Genomic DNA, 16429 nt, shown 5'->3' on the forward strand with positions numbered 1-16429 from the left:
TCGTCCTGAGCCAGGATCAAACTCTCCAAACAATGCTTGAAAAGAAGTCCTGGCCAACACCCACCAACCGATGGATGTCAACCAAAGGAATCCGTCAAAAATATGACGGGGTTGTGCATCATGCACTGGCTTTTAACACACTGTTGAGTTCTCAAGAAACGGACGCGTGCATCTGACTGAAGACTCACTTGCGATGAATCTCGGCCAGAAGGCGCTATCTCGTTCGTCTCAATCTTATCAGTTCGCCCGGATCCTTGTCAAATCTTGCGACTTGACGGGAAATGGTACGAACTTCCAAGATTGCCTGCCCCGATCTGGGGCAACCCTCGTAACTTACCGTGTCATCGGGCCCGTGTCGAATCAACCGGTTTTTCGGTGATTCGGCGCGCCCTAAGACGAACCCATGCGACAGCACACCGAAGCGGCTGCGCCGAGTTGGCTCGTTACTTCAAGGGGTTTGCCCTGGAGGCCCGTCCGCCTGACCGGCGTCCGGCTCACTCCCCGGGGCGAAGTGAAAGATTAGGCGGCGATCCGCGACTCGTCAAATCGCCCCGCCCGGGGAGGTGAAAAGAGGCCGCCGGCGGGGTAAGGGCGGCGTCACCGGGCGGGGGCGCCGGCCAGCTTGCGTACCTGTTCAGCCGATACGAACACCTCGGCCTTCATGCCCGCGGCCCGCGCCGCCACCACGTTCTCCTCGCGGTCGTCGATGAACAGCACCTCCCCCGGCGCCACCCCCATCCGCTCCGCGCAGATCTCGTACGCCCGCGGATCCGGCTTCGCCACCCCCACCCGGCACGAGAACGTCAGCGACTCGAATCGATCGAGCCACCCGCTGTGCCGGGACTCCCAGACGGGCACCAGCTCCGCGATGATGTTGGACAGCAGCCCCAGGCGGTGCCCCCGGTCGGCGAGTTCGTGGATCAGCTCGACCATCGCGGGATCGACGTGGCACCAGCTGTCGAGGTCGGCGGCGATGAGCGCGGGGATGTCCGCGAAGCGCACGCCCAGCCGGTCGGCGACGGCGGTCCAGTAGGCGGTGCCGTCCTGGCCGGCGTCGTACGGAGGCCGGCAGGCCCAGTACGCCTCCCAGAACGACTCCCCCGCCACCCCGGCGAGCTCCTCGATCCGTCGCCTGGCCGCGTCCCCCTGTGTACGGGCGATCACGCCGTACAGGTCGAAAACGATCACGTTCGCCATGTCTCCGACCATAACCGGACGTATCCTGGCTCGGGTGAACTCCGTCGCCACTCTCACACCTCCAGCACGTCCAGCCACACACAGGCGCACGTTCACCGCCTGGTGGATGGGGTTGTTCGGCGGACTCGCCGCCTTCTCCGGCACCGGCGCCAGCACCCTGAACGGCGACGAGCTGGCCACCATCAGCGCCGCCTCACGCTCGCTCGCCGGCATGGTCGAGCTGGCCCGCCACATTGACGGGCATTTCCTGCCCTACTACCTCTTCATGCACTTCTGGATGAAGGCAGGCTCGGCGGAGCTGTGGCTGCGGTTGCCGTCGGCGGTGGCGATCGGCGTGGCGGCGTGGCTGCTGGCGGATCTGGGGCGGCGGCTGCACAGCACGCGCGCGGGCGTGGTGGCGGCGGGGTTGTTCGCGATCTTGCCGTCGGTGTCCTACTACGGGGCCTTCGCCAGGTCGTACGCGTTCGCGGCGGCCGCGGTGGTTTTCGCGTTCTGGGCGTTGCACCGGGCGTTGGAGCGGCCGAGCGGGCGCAGGTGGGCGGCGTACGGGGTGGCGGTGACGCTCGTGTGCTGCACGCACCTGTTCGCGGTGCTCGTCCTGCCCGCCCACGCGCTGCTGGTGCGGCGGGAGGTGCTGGGCAGGATGGCGGCCGCGCTCGCCGTGGGGTGCGTGCCCGCGGCGGTGCTGGGGCTGATCGGGTACGGGGAGCGGCACGCCATCAGCTGGATCCCGCAGCGCGGGCCCGAGGTGTTGCTGACGTTCCCGAAGATGGCGGCGGAGGCGGAGGTGCTGGGCGTCGCGCTGTTCGCGATCGCGCTGGCGGGCGCCGTGCTGCTGTGGCGGGCGAACGGCGTGCGCGCCTGGGCCGCGGCGGTCGCGGGGTGGCTGGTGCTGCCGCCGATGCTGCTGCTGGCGGTCTCCTGGCTCGTCACTCCCGTGTACGTGGACCGCTACCTCTTCGTCACCGCCCCCGCGCTGGCGCTGCTCGCCGGGCTGGCGGTGGCGAGCCTGCCGCGATTGCAGGTGGTGGCCGGGGTGGCGGTCGTGGTGCTGGGCTGCCTGGTCGCGCTGCCCGAGCATGTGGACGTACGCGAGGAGAACGGGCGGATGGAGAACATCCCCTGGGCGCTGCGGGTGATCAAGGCCGAGCCGGACGACGCCATCGTCTACGGGCAGAGCCAGCTGCGTGCCGGCTTCGACTACTACGCCGGCTCGCTCATGCCGGTGGACGTCCTGCGCTCGGGGGACGCGCCGGACCCCGAGGGGTTCGGCTACCCGGAGCAATCCGACGTCGCGGCGGCACTGGCGGGGCACGAGCGGGTCTGGGTGGTGTGGCGCGGGACGAAGGACTCCGGGCTCAAGGAGGACGGCCTCCCGCGGGTCGAGGAGGTCCGGCGGGCCGGGTACGAGCTGGAGACGGCCAAGCACTCGGCCGACCTGCCCGGCTTGACGGTCGCCCTGTTCACCCGCGCCGACCGGCCCACCCGGGCTTCCCGCAGAAGCGCCACGAAGACCCCCACGCAGGGCACGGAGCGGCGGCGCAGGCAGGCTCAGGAGCCAGGCGGGCGCTCTCGATAGAAGCACCTGCCGGAGACGTCAGCGGAGGCGCGCAAGGAAGCGCCCTCCCCGGAGACTCCGGCAGGGCGGGCGCTCCCATGGAACGGAGAGGTCAGCTGACCTCGACGCCGCCGATCGACTTCTTGCCGCGGCGCAGCACCATGTACCGCCCGGCCAGCAGGTCCTCGGCGCCCGGCACGTACGCCTCGTCGGTGATCTTGCGGTTGTTGAGGTAGGCGCCGCCTTCCTTGACCGCCCGGCGGGCCGCCGACTTGGACTCGACGAGGCCGCTGTCGGCGAGCAGGTCGATGAAGGGCGCCCCGAGCGCCGGGATGTCGGCCTTGGGCACCTCGGCCAGCGCCGCGCCGAGCGTGGCGGCCGGCAGCTCCTCCAGCGAGCCCTGACCGAACAGCGCCTTGGAGGCGGCGACGACGGCGTCGAGCTCTTCCTTGCCGTGCAGCAGCTCGGTGAGGTCCTCGGCGAGCGCGCGCTGGGCCTCGCGGGCGAAGGGCCGCTCGGCGACGGCCTTCTCCAGCGCCTCGATCTCCTCCCGGCCGCGGAAGGTGAACACCTTGAGGTAGTGGATCACGTCGCGGTCGTCGGAGTTGAGGAAGTACTGGTAGAAGGCGTACGGCGAGGTCATCTCGGGGTCGAGCCAGAGCGCGCCGCCGGCGGTCTTGCCGAACTTGGTGCCGTCGGCCTTGGTGATGAGCGGCAGCGTCAGCACGTGCACGTGGCCGCCCTCGACGCGGCGGATCAGGTCGGCGCCCGCGGTGATGTTGCCCCACTGGTCGCTGCCGCCGATCTGCAGCGTGCAGTTGTAGCGGCGGTAGAGCTCGAGGAAGTCGTTGGACTGCAGGATCTGGTAGCTGAACTCGGTGTAGCTGAGGCCCTCGCCGGCCAGCCGCGCCGAGACGGACTCCCTGGCGAGCATGCGGTTGACCGGGAAGTGCTTGCCGATGTCGCGCAGGAAGTCGATGGCGCTCAGCTCGCCGGTCCAGTCGAGGTTGCTGACCATGAGGGCGGGGTTGGACGGGTCGTCGAAGTCGAGGAAGCGCCCGACCTGGCCGCGCAGCCGCTCGACCCAGCCTTCGACGACCTCGGCGGCGTTGAGCGAGCGCTCGGTGTTGCGGCCGCTGGGGTCGCCGATGAGCCCGGTGGCGCCGCCGACCAGGCCGATCGGGCGGTGGCCCGCCTGCTGGAAGCGGCGCAGCGTCAGCAGCGGCACGAAGTGACCGACATGCAGGGACGGTGCGGTCGGGTCGAAACCGCAATAGAGCGTGATCGGTCCCTTGGCCATGGACGCGCGCAGCGCGTCGAGGTCGGTGGACTGGGCGATCAGGCCTCGCCACGCGAGGTCGTCAAGGAAGTCGGTCACGGTGATCTGGCTTTCCTGTCGGATGTCGGTGCCTTTAGCCTGCCCGATCGGTGCGGATGCGCGCCACTTGGATACGCTGGGTGCCCATGTGGAGGGTCCGTCGCGAGCTGGCCGTTTTCAAGATCTTAGGGGCTCTGGTGTGTGCCGGGCTCGGCGTTCACTGGTGGGCGGGGGATGATTTCCGCGGCGTGATCCTGGCGGTTCCCGCGATGGTTCTGCTGGCCGCGATGGGGCTGCGCGACGTGCTGGCGCCGGTGCGGCTGGCGGCCGACGAGAGCGGCATCACGGTGGTGCACGGGTTCGCGGGGCGGCGGCACGTGCCGTGGGAGTCGATCTGGGACATCAAGGTGGACGTGCGCAGGCGGTGGGGGCTGCGCAGCGAGATGCTGGAGATCGACACCGGCGACTACCTGCACATCTTCAGCCCTCACGACTTGGGTGCCTCGCCGACGGAGGTGGCCGCGGCGTTGCGGCGCCGTGGCACGTGAGCGCGGTAGGGGGAGACGGTCGGGTCGCCGTCGATCCAGAACCGCCATGGGGTCTCCTTGGCGGTCGAGACGCCGGTGCGGGGGCCTGACCTGATCGTCGCGGGGTCGGCGGGCCGGCCGGCGAGCACGGTGGCCGACTGGTGGGGGCGCCCGGCGGGTGAGCCGTCGAGCACGGCGTCGAGGCCGTTGTGCTCGCGCAGCAGGCCGAGGGCGACGGCCAGCCTGGCGGGGCCGCGGGCGAGGTCGCGATCGGGCACCGGCCGGCCGGACGAGCGGCGGGCGCGGGCCTCGGCCACCCCTTCGACCACTTCGCCCGCGCGCAGCAGCACCGCCGAGCCGGAGCCTTCTGGCAGGCACACCAGGTTGGCGCAGAAGTGCATGCCGTAGGTGAAGTAGACGTAGATGTGGCCGGGCGGGCCGAACATGACGGCGTTGCGCGGGGTCTTGCCGCGGTAGGTGTGGGCGGCCGGGTCCTCGCCGGGGCCGCCGTACGCCTCGACCTCGGTCAGGCGTACGGCGACGGATCCGTGCACGAGCACGCGCCCGAGCAGGTCGGGCGCGACCTCGTGGGACGGCCGGTCGAAGAAGCTCCGCGGCAGCGGTGCGGAGCTCAGCTGCCCGCTGCCCATGCCGCCTGCGCGTCGACCGCCTCGCGGAGGGCGATGAGCTGGTCGCGTACGCGGTCGGGCGCGGTGCCGCCGTGGGCCTTGCGGGCGGCGAGGGCGCCGGGCACGCTGAGCACGTCGCGCACGTCGGGGGTCAGGTGGGGCGAGACCTTGCCGAGCTCGTCGTCGGTCAGCTCGCCGAGGTCCTGGTCGTTGACCTGGCACCAGACGACGAGGTGGCCGACGGCCTCGTGCGCCTCGCGGAACGGCACCCCGCGCCGCACCAGCAGCTCGGCCAGGTCGGTGGCGAGGGCGTAGCCGTCGGGGGCGGAGGCCTCCATGCGGGCGGTGTTGACGCGCATGGTGGCGACCAGGCCGGCCATGGCGGGCAGCACCAGCAGCAGGGTGTCGACGGCGTCGAAGACCGGCTCCTTGTCCTCCTGCAGGTCGCGGTTGTAGGTCAGCGGCAGGCCCTTGAGCGTGGTGAGCAGCGACATCAGGTTGCCGATGAGGCGGCCCGACTTGCCGCGGGCCAGCTCGGCCACGTCGGGGTTCTTCTTCTGCGGCATGATCGACGAGCCGGTGGAGTAGGCGTCGTCCATCTCGATCCAGCGGAACTCCTGCGAGGCCCACAGGACGATCTCCTCGCCCAGCCGCGACAGGTGCACGCCGATCATGGCGGCGTCGAAGAGGAACTCGGCGGCGAAGTCGCGGTCGGCGACGGCGTCCATCGAGTTGGGCGCGGCGGCGGAGAAGCCCAGCTCCTCGGCCACGGCCTGCGGGTCGAGCGGCAGCGACGAGCCGGCCAGCGCGCCGGAGCCGAGCGGGGAGATCGCGGCGCGCTTGTCCCAGTCGGTGAGCCGGTCGACGTCGCGGGCGAAGGCGTGCACGTGGGCCAGCAGCTGGTGGCCGAACGAGACGGGCTGCGCGTGCTGCAGGTGGGTCATGCCGGGCGCGGCGGTCTCGGCGTGCTGCTCGGCCTGCGCCATGAGCGCGGTCTCCAGCTCGACCAGGCGGGAGACGATCGAGCGGGCGTGGTCGCGGAGGTAGAGCCGCAGGTCGGTGGCGATCTGGTCGTTGCGCGAGCGGCCGGCGCGCAGCTTGCCGCCGAGCGAGCCGAGCCGTTCGAGCAGGCCGCGTTCGAGCGCGGTGTGCACGTCCTCGTCGGCGACCGTCGGGCGGAACTCGCCGGCCTTGCAGGCCTGCTCGAGGTCGTCGAGCGCGCCGATCATGCGCTCGAGCTCCTCGGCGGTCAGCAGCTGCGCCCGGTGCAGCACGCGGGCGTGCGCCCTGGACGCCGCCAGGTCGTACGGCACCAGCCGCCAGTCGAAGTGCACGCTCACCGACAGCCGGGCCAGCGCGTCGGACGGGCCGCTCTCGAAGCGTCCGCCCCACAGCCGCATCGGCTTGCCATCACTCACCGTTGTGTCCTCCATATACGTTTTCGCTGGACGCGCCCGCGCCGGTGGTCCCGGCATCGGTGGCCGGGCGTGCCCTCGCGCGCTCCCCCCGAGCTCCTGCGCGACCTTAGTGCAAGTCGGTCCAGCTTGGCGTCGTGGGCCGCCGCGATCCTAGCCGCGGGCGGGCGTCCGGGGGTTAGGCGCGCCGGTCGGCGACCTTGAGCAGTGCGTCGGCGACGGCCTGCCCGCCGCTGGGGTCGCGGCTGATGACCAGGATGGTGTCGTCGCCCGCCACCGTGCCGAGGATGGACTCCCAGTCGGCGTGGTCGATGGCGGAGGCGAGGAACTGCGCGGCGCCCGGCGGCGTGCGCACGATGACCAGGTTGGCCGACGCCTCGGCGCCGACCAGCAGCTCTTCGGCGATGCGGTGCAGCCGGGCGGCGGGCGTCTCGCCGGTGCCGAGGCGGGCGAGCGGGATGCGGCCGCCGCCCTCGCCGGGCAGCGCGTAGACGAGCGAGCCGTCGTCGGCGCGCAGCTTGAGCGCGCCGAGCTCGTCGAGGTCGCGGGAGAGCGTGGCCTGGGTGACCTCGACCCCGCTCTCGGACAGCAGCTTGGCCAGCTCGGGCTGGGAGCGTACGGCCTTGCGCTGCAGCAGCTCGGTGATCTTCGCCTGCCGGGCCGCCTTGGTCATCGGGATCATCGCCGGGACACCAGCCAGTGCAGCAGCGCCTTCTGGGCGTGCAGGCGGTTCTCGGCCTGGTCCCACACGACGCTGCGGGGCCCTTCGAGCACCTCGTCGGTGATCTCCAGCCCGCGGTAGGCGGGCAGGCAGTGCAGCACGATCGCGTCGGACGCGGCGTGTTCGAGCAGCTCGTCGTTCACCTGGTACGCCTTGAGCGCGGCCACGCGCTGCTCCTTGCCGTCCTGGCCCATCGAGACCCAGGTGTCGGTGGCGACGACGTGGGCGCCCTGGACCGCGGCCTCGGGGTCGGACAGCGCGATGACCGAGCCGCCGGTCTTGGCGGCGATGGCCGCCGCCTGGTCGAGGATGACGGCGTCGGGCTGGTAGCCGGCGGGCGCGGCGATGCGGACGTGCAGGCCGGCCGTGGCGCCGCCGAGCAGGTAGGAGTGCGCCATGTTGTTGGCGCCGTCGCCGAGGTAGGTGAAGGTGAGGCCGGCGGTGCGGCCGAGCCGCTCCCGCACGGTCTGCAGGTCGGCGAGGATCTGGCAGGGGTGGAAGTCGTCGGTGAGCGCGTTGACGACGGGCACCCTGGAGTGGGCGGCCATCTCCTCGATGAGCTCCTGGCCGGTGGTGCGCCAGACGATGGCGGCCACCTGGCGGTCGAGCACGCGGGCGAGGTCGGCGGCCGGCTCGCCGCGGCCCATGAGGACCGAGACGTTGTCGACGACCAGCGGCAGGCCGCCCAGCTCGCCGATGCCGGTGTGGAAGGAGACGCGGGTCCTGGCCGACGGCTTGTCGAACAGCACGGCGACGGTCTGCGGCCCCTCGAAGGGGCGGTAGCCGAAGCGGTCCTTCTTCATCGCGGCGGCCAGGTCGAGGACCTCGGCCTGCTCGGCGGGGCTCAGGTCGTCGTCGCGCAGGAAGTGCCTGGTGCTCACTTCGCGGCCTCCGCGAGGATCGACGGGAACGCGGTGACGAACGCATCGACCTCGTCCGCGCTCACCACGAGGGGCGGCGCGATGCGTACGGCGTCCGGCTGGAGCGCGTTGACCAGGAAGCCGGCCTCGGCGGCGGCCTGCTGCACCTGCGCCGAGCGCGGCTCGGCGAGCACGGCGGCCAGCCACAGGCCGCGGCCGCGGACACCCTTGAGCAGCGGGTGGCTCGCGGACTCGAGGCCGGTGCGCAGCCGGGCGGCGACGGACTTGACGTGGTCGAGGTCGAGGGTGTCGAGCACGGCCAGCGCGGCGGCGCACGAGACCGGGTTGCCGCCGAACGTGGAGCCGTGGTCGCCCTTCTCGAAGAGCTTGCCGACCTCGCCGAAGCCGATGCAGGCGCCGATGGGCAGCCCGCCGCCGAGCCCCTTGGCGAGGGTGACGATGTCGGGGGTGACGCCTTCGGCCTGGTGGGCGAACCAGTGGCCGGTGCGGCCGATGGCCGACTGGATCTCGTCGGCGACGAGCAGCGCGCCGGTGGAGTCGCAGATCTCGCGGGCGGCCTCGAAGTAGCCGCCTGGCGGCGGCACGACGCCGGCCTCGCCCTGGGTGGGTTCGAGGAAGACCGCGATGCAGTCGCCGGTGACGGCCTCCTTGAGCGCGGCGGCGTCGCCGTACGGGACGAAGCGCACGTCCACCGGGAACGGTCCGAACTGGTCGCGGATGGAGGGCTTGCCGGTCAGCGACAGGGCGCCGATGGTGCGGCCGTGGAAGCCGTTCTCGGCGGCCACGAAGTAGGAGCGGCCCTCGCGGCGGCCGTACTTGAGCGCCAGCTTGTAGGCGGCCTCGTTGGCCTCGGTGCCGGAGTTGGCGAAGAAGACGCGGGCGGGCGCGTTGAGCAGGTCGAGCAGCTTCTCGGCCAGGCGCACCTCGGGCTCGTGCAGGAAGAGGTTGCTGGTGTGGGCGATGGTGGCGACCTGCCGGGAGACCGCCTCGACCAGCGCCGGGTGGGCGTGGCCGAGCGAGCTGGTGGCGATGCCGGCGATGAAGTCGAGATAGGGCCTGCCGTCGACGTCCCAGACGCGGGTGCCCTCGCCGCGGGCCAGCGCGATCGGCGGGACGCCGTAGTTGGGCATGAAGGCGTTGCCGAAGCGCTCGTGCAGGTTCATGACGGGATCACCATCGTTCCGATTCCTTCATTGGTGAAAAGCTCCAGCAGCAGCGAGTGGGGCACCCGGCCGTCGAGGACGTGGGCCTGCGGCACCCCGCCCTGCACGGCCGTCAGGCACGCCTCCATCTTCGGGACCATACCGCTGGACAGGGTGGGCATCAGGGCCGCGAGCTGGTCGGCGGTGAGCTGGTCGATGACGTCGGTGTCGTCGGGCCAGTTGGCGTACAGGCCCTCGACGTCGGTCAGCACGATCAGCTTGTGCGCTTCGAGCGCCACGGCGAGCGCGGCTGCGGCGGTGTCGGCGTTGACGTTGTAGATCTCGCCGTCGTCGCCTCTGGCGACGCTGGAGACGACGGGGATGCGGCCGTCGTCGAGCAGCGCGCGCACGGCGCCGGGCTCGACCTTGATGATCTCGCCGACCTGGCCGATGTCGACGGGTTCGCCGTCGACGAGGGCGTGCTTGCGCACGGCCGTGAACAGGTGGGCGTCCTCGCCTGACATGCCGACGGCGAACGGGCCGTGGTGGTTGATCATGCCGACGATCTCGCGGTTGACCTGGCCGGTGAGCACCATCCTGACGACCTGCATGGCCTCGGGGGTGGTGACCCGCAGCCCGGCGGTGAAGGTGGACTCGATGCCGAGCTTGTCGAGGGCGCTGCTGATCTGCGGGCCGCCGCCGTGCACGACGACCGGGCGCAGGCCGGCGTGGTGCAGGAAGACGACGTCCTCGGCGAAGCGGTGCTTGAGCGACTCGTCGGTCATGGCGTTGCCGCCGTACTTGACGACGATGGTGGCGCCGTGGAAGCGGGTGAGCCAGGGCAGTGCCTCGATGAGCGCCTGGGCCTTGCTCTGCGCGGTGGTGAGTCTCATGAGGAGTACGCCGAGTTCTCGTGGACGTAGTCGGCGGTCAGGTCGGTGGTGTGCACGGTCGCGGTGTGCGGCCCGGCGGACAGGTCGATGGTGATGGTGACGTCGCGAGGACGCATGTCCACCTTGGAGCGGTCGTCGCCGACGGCGCCGCCGCGGCAGATCCAGATGCCGTTGATGGCGACGTTGAGCCGGTCGGGCTCGAACTCGGCGTCGGTGGTGCCGACGGCGGCGAGCACGCGGCCCCAGTTGGGGTCCTCGCCGTGGATGGCGCACTTGAGCAGGTTGGAACGCGCTACCGCGCGGCCGACCTTGACGGCGTCGTCCTCGTCGGCGGCGCCGACCACCTCGATGGCGATCGCCTTGGACGCGCCCTCGGCGTCCACGAGCAGCTGCCTGGCGAGGTCGGCGCAGACCTCGGTGACCCGCTCCTCGAACTCGGCGAGGTCGGGACGCACTTCGGCGGCGCCGCTGGCGAGCAGCAGCACGGTGTCGTTGGTGGACATGCAGCCGTCGGTGTCGAGGCGGTCGAAGGTCCTGGACGTGGCCGCGCGCAGCACGGTGTCGAGCTCTTCGGCGCTGACCTCGGCGTCGGTGGTGATCACGCAGAGCATGGTGGCCAGGGCGGGGGCGAGCATGCCGGCGCCCTTGGCCATGCCGCCGACCATGTAGCCGCTGCCGCGCTTGAAGGAGATCTTGGAGACGGTGTCGGTGGTGCGGATGGCGTCGGCGGCGGCCAGGCCGCCGTCGCGGGAGAGCTGGCCCGCCGCGGTCTCGACGCCGGACAGCAGCGCGTCCATGGGCAGCCGCTCGCCGATGAGGCCGGTGGAGCAGACGGCGACCTCGCCCGCGGAGTCGTCGAGCACCTCGGCCACCTTCTCGGCGGTGGCGTGGGTGTCCTGGAAGCCCTCGGGCCCGGTGCAGGCGTTGGCGCCGCCGGAGTTGAGCACGACGGCGCGCAGCCGGCCGCCGGACAGGACCTGGCGCGACCACAGCACGGGGGCGGCCTGCACGCGGTTGGCGGTGAAGACGCCCGCGGCGGCGCGGCTCGGCCCGTCGTTGACGACGAGTGCCAGGTCACGGGAGCCGCCGGACTTGATGCCCGCGGCGACGCCGGCGGCTCTGAATCCCAGAGGGGCGGTCACGCTCATGCCTCCTCCCCCGCCTTCGGCAGGGATGCCGGGCACCCGTGCTTGCTGCTTGCTTCGCTGCGCTCTCTCACGGAGCAACTCCTGTCGTGGGGAGGCCGAGCTCTTCCGGCAGGCCGAGGGCGAGGTTGACGCTCTGGATCGCGCCTCCGGCCGTGCCCTTGGTGAGGTTGTCGATGGCGATGACGGCGACCACGCGGCCCGCGCGCTCGTCGAGCGTCACCTGCAGTGCGGCGGTGTTGGCGCCGTAGGTCATGGAGGTGGCCGGCCAGGTGCCCTCGGGCAGCAGGCGGACGAAGGGCTCGTCCTTGAGCGCCACCTCGTACGCGGTGCGCAGCGCCTCCTTGGTGAGCCCAGGGGCGGCCGGCGCGGTGCAGGTGGCGAGGATGCCGCGGCTCATGGGGGCCAGCGTCGGCGTGAACGAGACGCGGACCTGCTGCCCGGCGACGGCCGACAGGCCCTGCTCCATCTCGGGGGTGTGGCGGTGGACGCCGCCCACGCCGTAGGCGCTGACCGAGCCCATGACCTCGCTGCCGAGCAGGTGGGGCTTGAGCGACTTGCCGGCTCCGCTGGTGCCGCTGGCGGCGACCACGACGACGTCGGGGCCGGCCAGGCCGGCGGCGTAGGCGGGGGCGAGGGCGAGCAGGACGGAGGTCGGGTAGCAGCCGGGGACCGCGATGCGGGTGGCGCCCATGAGCACCTCGCGCTGGCCGGGCAGCTCGGGCAGGCCGTAGGGCCAGGTGCCGGCGTGCTCGCCGCCGTAGAACTCCTGCCAGGCGGCGGGGTCGGCGAGACGGTGGTCGGCGCCGCAGTCGACCACCAGCGTCTCGTCGCTGAGCTGGGCGGCGACGGCGGCGGAGTGGCCGTGCGGCAGGGCCAGGAAGACCACGTCGTGGCCGGCGAGCGCCTCGGCGGTGGTCTCCTCGATCACGCGGTCGGCGAGCGGGGCGAGGTGGGGCTGGTGGGCGCCGAGCGGGCTACCGGCGCTGGAGGCGGCGGTGAGCGCGCCGATCTCGAACTCGGGATGAGCGAGGAGGAGGCGGAGCAGCTCCCCTCCCGCGTAGCCACTGGCTCCCGCGATCGCTGCCCTCATTCAACTTCCTCCTGCTGCATGAATATGCATCATAGCTTATGACCTTGCTTGTGAAGATGATGCACTCTAGAGGATGAGCATGCAAGCCAGGCTGGGACTATTGACCGTATCGTGAGACTTGTCACCCGCCGTTGGGGGCCGAAAACATGCGGGCCCGATGCAAGCCATGCACCAGTACTTGTCCGTTTTCCGGTCGGCCACACGTAAAAAGCCCCGAGCCGTATGGCTCGGGGCTTCGCTCACCCCGCCAGAATCAGCGCATGATCAGCGCAGGAACGCGGCGGCGACGCCGGCGTCCACCGGGATGTGCAGGCCGGTGGTGTGGGTCAGCTCGCCGCCCGTGAGCGCGAAGACGGCCGCCGCCACGTGCTCGGGCAGCACCTCGCGCTTGAGCAGCGTGCGCTGGGCGTAGAACTCTCCCAGCTTCTCCTCCTCCACGCCGTACACGGCCGCCCGGTTCGCGCCCCACCCCGAGGCGAAGATGCCGGAGCCGCGCACGACGCCGTCGGGGTTGACGCCGTTGACCCGGATGCCGTGGGCGCCCAGCTCGGCCGCGAGCAGCCGGACCTGGTGGGCCTGGTCGGCCTTGGCGGCGCCGTACGCGACGTTGTTCGGGCCGGCGAAGACGGAGTTCTTGGAGGAGATGTAGACGACGTCGCCGCCCATGGCCTGGCCGATCATGACCTTGGCGGTCTCCCTGGAGACCAGGAACGAGCCGCGCGCCATGACGTCGTGCTGCAGGTCCCAGTCGGAGACCGTGGTCTCCAGCAGCGAGCGCGACAGCGACAGGCCGGCGTTGTTGACGACCAGGTCCACGCCGCCGAAGGCGAGCACGCCCGCGCGTACGGCGGCGGCGATCTGCTCCTCGGAGGTGACGTCCACGCCGACCGCCACGGCGACGTCGGAGGCCCGGTGGGCGTGCCCGCCGATCTCGGCGGCCACCTTCTCGGCGGCGGCGAGGTCGCGGTCGGCCACGATCACGCAGGCGCCCTCGGCGGCCAGCCGGCGCGCGGTGGCCGCGCCGATGCCCGAGCCGCCGCCGGTGACCAGCGCGACCCTGGTGGCCAGCGGCTTCGGCTTGGGCATGCGGCGGAGCTTGGCCTCCTCCAGCTCCCAGTACTCGATGCGGAACTTCTCCGACTCGGGGATGGGGGCGTAGGCGGAGACGGACTCGGCGCCGCGCATGACGTTGATGGCGTTGACGTAGAACTCGCCGGCCACCCTGGCGGTCTGCTTGTCCTTGCCGAAGGAGAACATGCCGACGCCGGGCACCAGCACGATCGCCGGGTCGGCGCCGCGCATCGGCGGCGAGCTCGGCTCGGCGTGCCGCTCGTAGTAGGCGGTGTAGTCGGCGCGGTAGGCGGCGTGCAGCTCGCGCAGCCGCTCGGCGGCCTGCTCCAGCGGCGCGTCCGGCGGCAGGTCGAGCACCAGCGGCGCGACCTTCGTGCGCAGGAAGTGGTCGGGGCAGGACGTGCCCAGCGCCGCCAGCCTCGGGTGCTCGGCCCGCGCCACGAAGTCGAGCACCTCGGGCGTGTCGGTGTAGTGACCGACCACGCGCACGTCGGTGGAGGCCAGGCCGCGCACGATCGGGAACAGCGCGGCGGCCCGCGCGTGCCGCTCGGCCGCGGGCAGCGTGTCGTACACGACCGCGCCGAAGGGGTCGGGGCGGCCGTGCTCGGCCAGGTACGCCTCCGCCGTGCGGATGATCTCCAGCGAGCGCTCCTCGCACTCCTGCGAGGTCGAGCCCCACGCGGTGATGCCGTGCCCGCCGAGGACGCAGCCGATGGCCTGCGGGTTGGCGTCCTTGATGGCGGCGATGTCGAGGCCGAGCTGGAAGCCGGGCCGGCGCCACGGCACCCACACCACGCGGTCGCCGAAGACCCGCCTGGTCAGCTCCTCGCCGTCGGCGGCGGTGGCCAGCGCGATGCCCGCGTCGGGGTGCAGGTGGTCGACGTGGGCGGCCTCGACCAGGCCGTGCATGGCGGTGTCGATCGACGGGGCGGCGCCGCCCCTGCCGTGCAGGCAGTAGTCGAACGCGGCGACCATCTCGTCCTCGCGCTCGACGCCCGGGTAGACGTCCTTGAGCGCGCGCAGCCGGTCGAGGCGGAGCACGGCGAGGCCGGGCTCCTTGAGCGTGCCGAGGTCGCCGCCGGAGCCCTTGACCCACAGCAGCTCGACGTCGGCCCCGGTGACCGGGTCGGGCGCGGCGCCCTTGGCGGAGGTGTTGCCGCCGGCGTAGTTGGTGTTGCGCGGGTCGGCGCCCAGGCGGTGCGAGCGGTCGAGCAGCTCGTTGATGACGTTGGACATGACGGTTCAGGCCCCCCAGCCGGCCTGCTCGCCGCCGACGCGCCCGGCGGCGATCTTCTCGAAGTATCCGGACTCGGCGTAGGCGGCCATCGGGTCGGGCGCGAGCCCCATCTCCTCGCGCAGCTCGGCGAGCAGCGGCCGTACGTCGGTGTTGAAGGCGTCCATGAAGACGGCGTTGGCGCCGAGCACGTCGCCCGCGGCCTGGGCGGCGGCCAGCGCGTCGCGGTCGACCAGCAGCGCCTTGGCGGTGGCCTCCTGCACGTTCATGACCGAGCGGATCTGGCCCGGGATCTTGGGCTCGATGTTGTGGCACTGGTCGAGCATGAACGCCACGCCCGCCTCGGGGTCGAGCCCGCCGCCGCGCACGACCTCGTACATGATGCGGAAGAGCTGGAACGGGTCGGCGGCGCCGACCATCAGGTCGTCGTCGGCGTAGAAGCGGGAGTTGAAGTCGAAGCCGCCGAGCCTGCCCTCGCGCAGCAGGAACGCCACGATGAACTCGATGTTGGTGCCCGGCGCGTGGTGGCCGGTGTCCACGACGACCTGGGCCTTCGGGCCGAGCTTGACGCAGTGGGCGTAGGCGGTGCCCCAGTCGGGCACGTCGGTGGCGTAGAAGGCGGGCTCGAACAGCTTGTACTCCAGCAGGAAGCGCTGGCCGTCGCCGAGCCGGTCGTAGACCTCGGCGAGCGCGTCGGTCAGGCGGTCCTGGCGGGCCCTGATGTCGTCCTGGCCCGGGTAGTTGATGCCGTCGGAGAACCACAGCTTGAGCGTGCCGGAGCCGGTGGCGTCCATGATGTCGACGCATTCGAGCAGGTGGTCGGTGGCCTTGCGGCGGACGCGGGCGTCGGGGTGGGTGACGCTGCCCAGCATGTAGTCGTCGTCCTGGAAGACGTTGGAGTTGATGGCGCCGATGCCGACGCCCAGCTCGCGGGCGTGTCTGGCCAGGTCGGCGTAGTCGTCCACCTTGTCCCACGGGATGTGCAGGGCGACCGTGGGGGCGATGCCGGTGTGGGCGTGCACCTGGGCGGCGTCGGCGAGCTTCTCGTACGGGTCGCGCGGCACGCCCTGCTGCGCGAAGACCTTGAACCGGGTGCCGCTGTTGCCGTAGGCCCAGGACGGCGTCTCGATGTGCTGCGCCCGCAGCACGGCCTTGATGTCAGTCATTACTCCCCGATCAGTCCAGGTGGAACACTTCGGTCAGCGGTGTCATGCCCTCGTCGGGCCGGCCGTCGAGGTCCTCGAAGAACGGCGCCATCTCCGCCTGCCAGCGGGCGTTGACCTCGGTCTCGGCCATCGCCTTCTTGGCGGCCTCGAAGTCGTCGGTCTCCAGGTAGCCGACGAGCAGGCCGTCGTCCCTGAGGAAGAGCGAGTAGTTGTGCCAGCCGGTGCGTGACAGCGCGGCGCGCATCTCCGGCCAGACGTCGCGGTGCCGCTCGCGGTATTCCGCCAGCCGCTCCGGGCGGACTTTCAGCAGGAAGCAGACGCGTTGCACTGACACTCCTTTCAAAACGTTTTAATCCTCTGTGCAGGAAACTATGATTCCCGTTGCCCGCTGTCAATGCGCGGCCCGGCCCCGGCCTCGGAAGGCGGGGCCTGACCAGGG

General features: G+C 71.5%; 15 protein-coding genes. 2 read left to right on the forward strand and 13 right to left on the reverse strand.

Annotated elements, in window-relative coordinates; all coding sequences use genetic code 11:
* Positions 1 to 597: 597 nt before the first annotated feature.
* A complete protein-coding gene (locus ACFFR3_RS09955; protein WP_379482991.1) occupies positions 598 to 1197 on the reverse strand; it encodes an HAD family hydrolase in 600 nt (199 codons plus the stop codon).
* A 106-nt stretch (positions 1198 to 1303) separates the two neighbouring features.
* Here ACFFR3_RS09955 and ACFFR3_RS09960 point away from each other — a divergent pair, with 106 nt between their 5' ends.
* A complete protein-coding gene (locus ACFFR3_RS09960) occupies positions 1304 to 2776 on the forward strand; it encodes a glycosyltransferase family 39 protein (RefSeq protein WP_379482992.1) in 1473 nt (490 codons plus the stop codon).
* Between the two features lie 91 nt (positions 2777 to 2867).
* Here ACFFR3_RS09960 and tyrS read toward each other — a convergent pair whose 3' ends face one another.
* Positions 2868 to 4133, reverse strand: a complete 1266-nt coding sequence (tyrS, locus tag ACFFR3_RS09965) for a tyrosine--tRNA ligase (protein WP_345386205.1) — start codon at positions 4131 to 4133, stop codon at positions 2868 to 2870.
* An 86-nt stretch (positions 4134 to 4219) separates the two neighbouring features.
* Here tyrS and ACFFR3_RS09970 point away from each other — a divergent pair, with 86 nt between their 5' ends.
* A complete protein-coding gene (locus ACFFR3_RS09970) occupies positions 4220 to 4621 on the forward strand; it encodes a PH domain-containing protein (RefSeq protein ID WP_364373848.1) in 402 nt (133 codons plus the stop codon).
* On the opposite strand, the gene ACFFR3_RS09975 is transcribed toward ACFFR3_RS09970, so the two are convergent.
* The 11 genes from ACFFR3_RS09975 to ACFFR3_RS10025 all read right to left on the reverse strand — a co-directional run bounded on the left by ACFFR3_RS09975 (position 4561) and on the right by ACFFR3_RS10025 (position 16318).
* A complete protein-coding gene (locus ACFFR3_RS09975; protein WP_379482993.1) occupies positions 4561 to 5250 on the reverse strand; it encodes a DNA-3-methyladenine glycosylase in 690 nt (229 codons plus the stop codon). The two genes, ACFFR3_RS09970 and ACFFR3_RS09975, sit on opposite strands and share 61 nt — an antisense overlap.
* Entirely contained in the window at positions 5232 to 6662 is a 1431-nt protein-coding gene (gene argH / locus ACFFR3_RS09980; protein WP_379482994.1) for an argininosuccinate lyase, read from the reverse strand. Before argH ends, ACFFR3_RS09975 begins: the two co-directional genes overlap by 19 nt.
* 160 nt (positions 6663 to 6822) lie before the next feature.
* Positions 6823 to 7326, reverse strand: coding sequence for an arginine repressor (locus ACFFR3_RS09985; RefSeq protein WP_345386209.1), 504 nt, complete (start codon positions 7324 to 7326; stop codon positions 6823 to 6825).
* A complete protein-coding gene (gene argF / locus ACFFR3_RS09990) occupies positions 7323 to 8246 on the reverse strand; it encodes an ornithine carbamoyltransferase (protein WP_345386211.1) in 924 nt (307 codons plus the stop codon). Before argF ends, ACFFR3_RS09985 begins: the two co-directional genes overlap by 4 nt.
* Positions 8243 to 9409 (reverse strand): acetylornithine transaminase, encoded by a 1167-nt coding sequence (locus ACFFR3_RS09995; protein WP_345386214.1) that lies wholly within the window; start codon positions 9407 to 9409, stop codon positions 8243 to 8245. The genes argF and ACFFR3_RS09995 overlap by 4 nt, the downstream gene beginning before the upstream one ends.
* Complete coding sequence (gene argB, locus ACFFR3_RS10000) at positions 9406 to 10281, reverse strand: acetylglutamate kinase (protein ID WP_345386217.1); 876 nt, start codon at positions 10279 to 10281, stop codon at positions 9406 to 9408. The genes ACFFR3_RS09995 and argB overlap by 4 nt, the downstream gene beginning before the upstream one ends.
* Positions 10278 to 11429: a bifunctional glutamate N-acetyltransferase/amino-acid acetyltransferase ArgJ gene (gene argJ / locus ACFFR3_RS10005; protein ID WP_345386220.1), complete on the reverse strand. Its 1152-nt coding sequence runs from the start codon at positions 11427 to 11429 to the stop codon at positions 10278 to 10280. The genes argB and argJ overlap by 4 nt, the downstream gene beginning before the upstream one ends.
* A 67-nt stretch (positions 11430 to 11496) precedes the next feature.
* Positions 11497 to 12519 carry an N-acetyl-gamma-glutamyl-phosphate reductase gene (argC, locus tag ACFFR3_RS10010; protein WP_364373832.1) on the reverse strand — a complete coding sequence of 341 codons (1023 nt, stop codon included), beginning with the start codon at positions 12517 to 12519 and terminating at the stop codon, positions 11497 to 11499.
* Between the two features lie 264 nt (positions 12520 to 12783).
* Positions 12784 to 14826 carry a bifunctional aldolase/short-chain dehydrogenase gene (locus tag ACFFR3_RS10015; protein WP_379482995.1) on the reverse strand — a complete coding sequence of 681 codons (2043 nt, stop codon included), beginning with the start codon at positions 14824 to 14826 and terminating at the stop codon, positions 12784 to 12786.
* A 6-nt stretch (positions 14827 to 14832) separates the two neighbouring features.
* Positions 14833 to 15990, reverse strand: coding sequence for an L-rhamnose isomerase (gene rhaI, locus ACFFR3_RS10020; protein WP_379482996.1), 1158 nt, complete (start codon positions 15988 to 15990; stop codon positions 14833 to 14835).
* A 10-nt stretch (positions 15991 to 16000) separates the two neighbouring features.
* Positions 16001 to 16318 (reverse strand): L-rhamnose mutarotase, encoded by a 318-nt coding sequence (locus ACFFR3_RS10025; protein ID WP_345386222.1) that lies wholly within the window; start codon positions 16316 to 16318, stop codon positions 16001 to 16003.
* Positions 16319 to 16429: the final 111 nt, after the last annotated feature.

The sequence above is a fragment of the Nonomuraea salmonea genome, from assembly GCF_042428605.1.
Classification (GTDB): domain Bacteria; phylum Actinomycetota; class Actinomycetes; order Streptosporangiales; family Streptosporangiaceae; genus Nonomuraea; species Nonomuraea salmonea.

Excerpts from the sequence above, each read along its gene's own strand:
- ACFFR3_RS09955 (WP_379482991.1), bottom strand. The coding sequence starts at position 1,197 with ATGGCGAACGTGATCGTTTTCGACCTGTACGGCGTGATCGCCCGTACA.
- ACFFR3_RS09960 (WP_379482992.1), top strand. The coding sequence starts at position 1,304 with ATGGGGTTGTTCGGCGGACTCGCCGCCTTCTCCGGCACCGGCGCCAGC.
- ACFFR3_RS09970 (WP_364373848.1), top strand. The coding sequence starts at position 4,220 with ATGTGGAGGGTCCGTCGCGAGCTGGCCGTTTTCAAGATCTTAGGGGCT.
- ACFFR3_RS09975 (WP_379482993.1), bottom strand. The coding sequence starts at position 5,250 with ATGGGCAGCGGGCAGCTGAGCTCCGCACCGCTGCCGCGGAGCTTCTTC.
- argH (WP_379482994.1), bottom strand. The coding sequence starts at position 6,662 with ATGGAGGACACAACGGTGAGTGATGGCAAGCCGATGCGGCTGTGGGGC.
- ACFFR3_RS09985 (WP_345386209.1), bottom strand. The coding sequence starts at position 7,326 with ATGATCCCGATGACCAAGGCGGCCCGGCAGGCGAAGATCACCGAGCTG.
- ACFFR3_RS09995 (WP_345386214.1), bottom strand. The coding sequence starts at position 9,409 with ATGAACCTGCACGAGCGCTTCGGCAACGCCTTCATGCCCAACTACGGC.
- argB (WP_345386217.1), bottom strand. The coding sequence starts at position 10,281 with ATGAGACTCACCACCGCGCAGAGCAAGGCCCAGGCGCTCATCGAGGCA.
- argJ (WP_345386220.1), bottom strand. The coding sequence starts at position 11,429 with ATGAGCGTGACCGCCCCTCTGGGATTCAGAGCCGCCGGCGTCGCCGCG.
- argC (WP_364373832.1), bottom strand. The coding sequence starts at position 12,519 with ATGAGGGCAGCGATCGCGGGAGCCAGTGGCTACGCGGGAGGGGAGCTG.
- ACFFR3_RS10015 (WP_379482995.1), bottom strand. The coding sequence starts at position 14,826 with ATGTCCAACGTCATCAACGAGCTGCTCGACCGCTCGCACCGCCTGGGC.
- rhaI (WP_379482996.1), bottom strand. The coding sequence starts at position 15,990 with ATGACTGACATCAAGGCCGTGCTGCGGGCGCAGCACATCGAGACGCCG.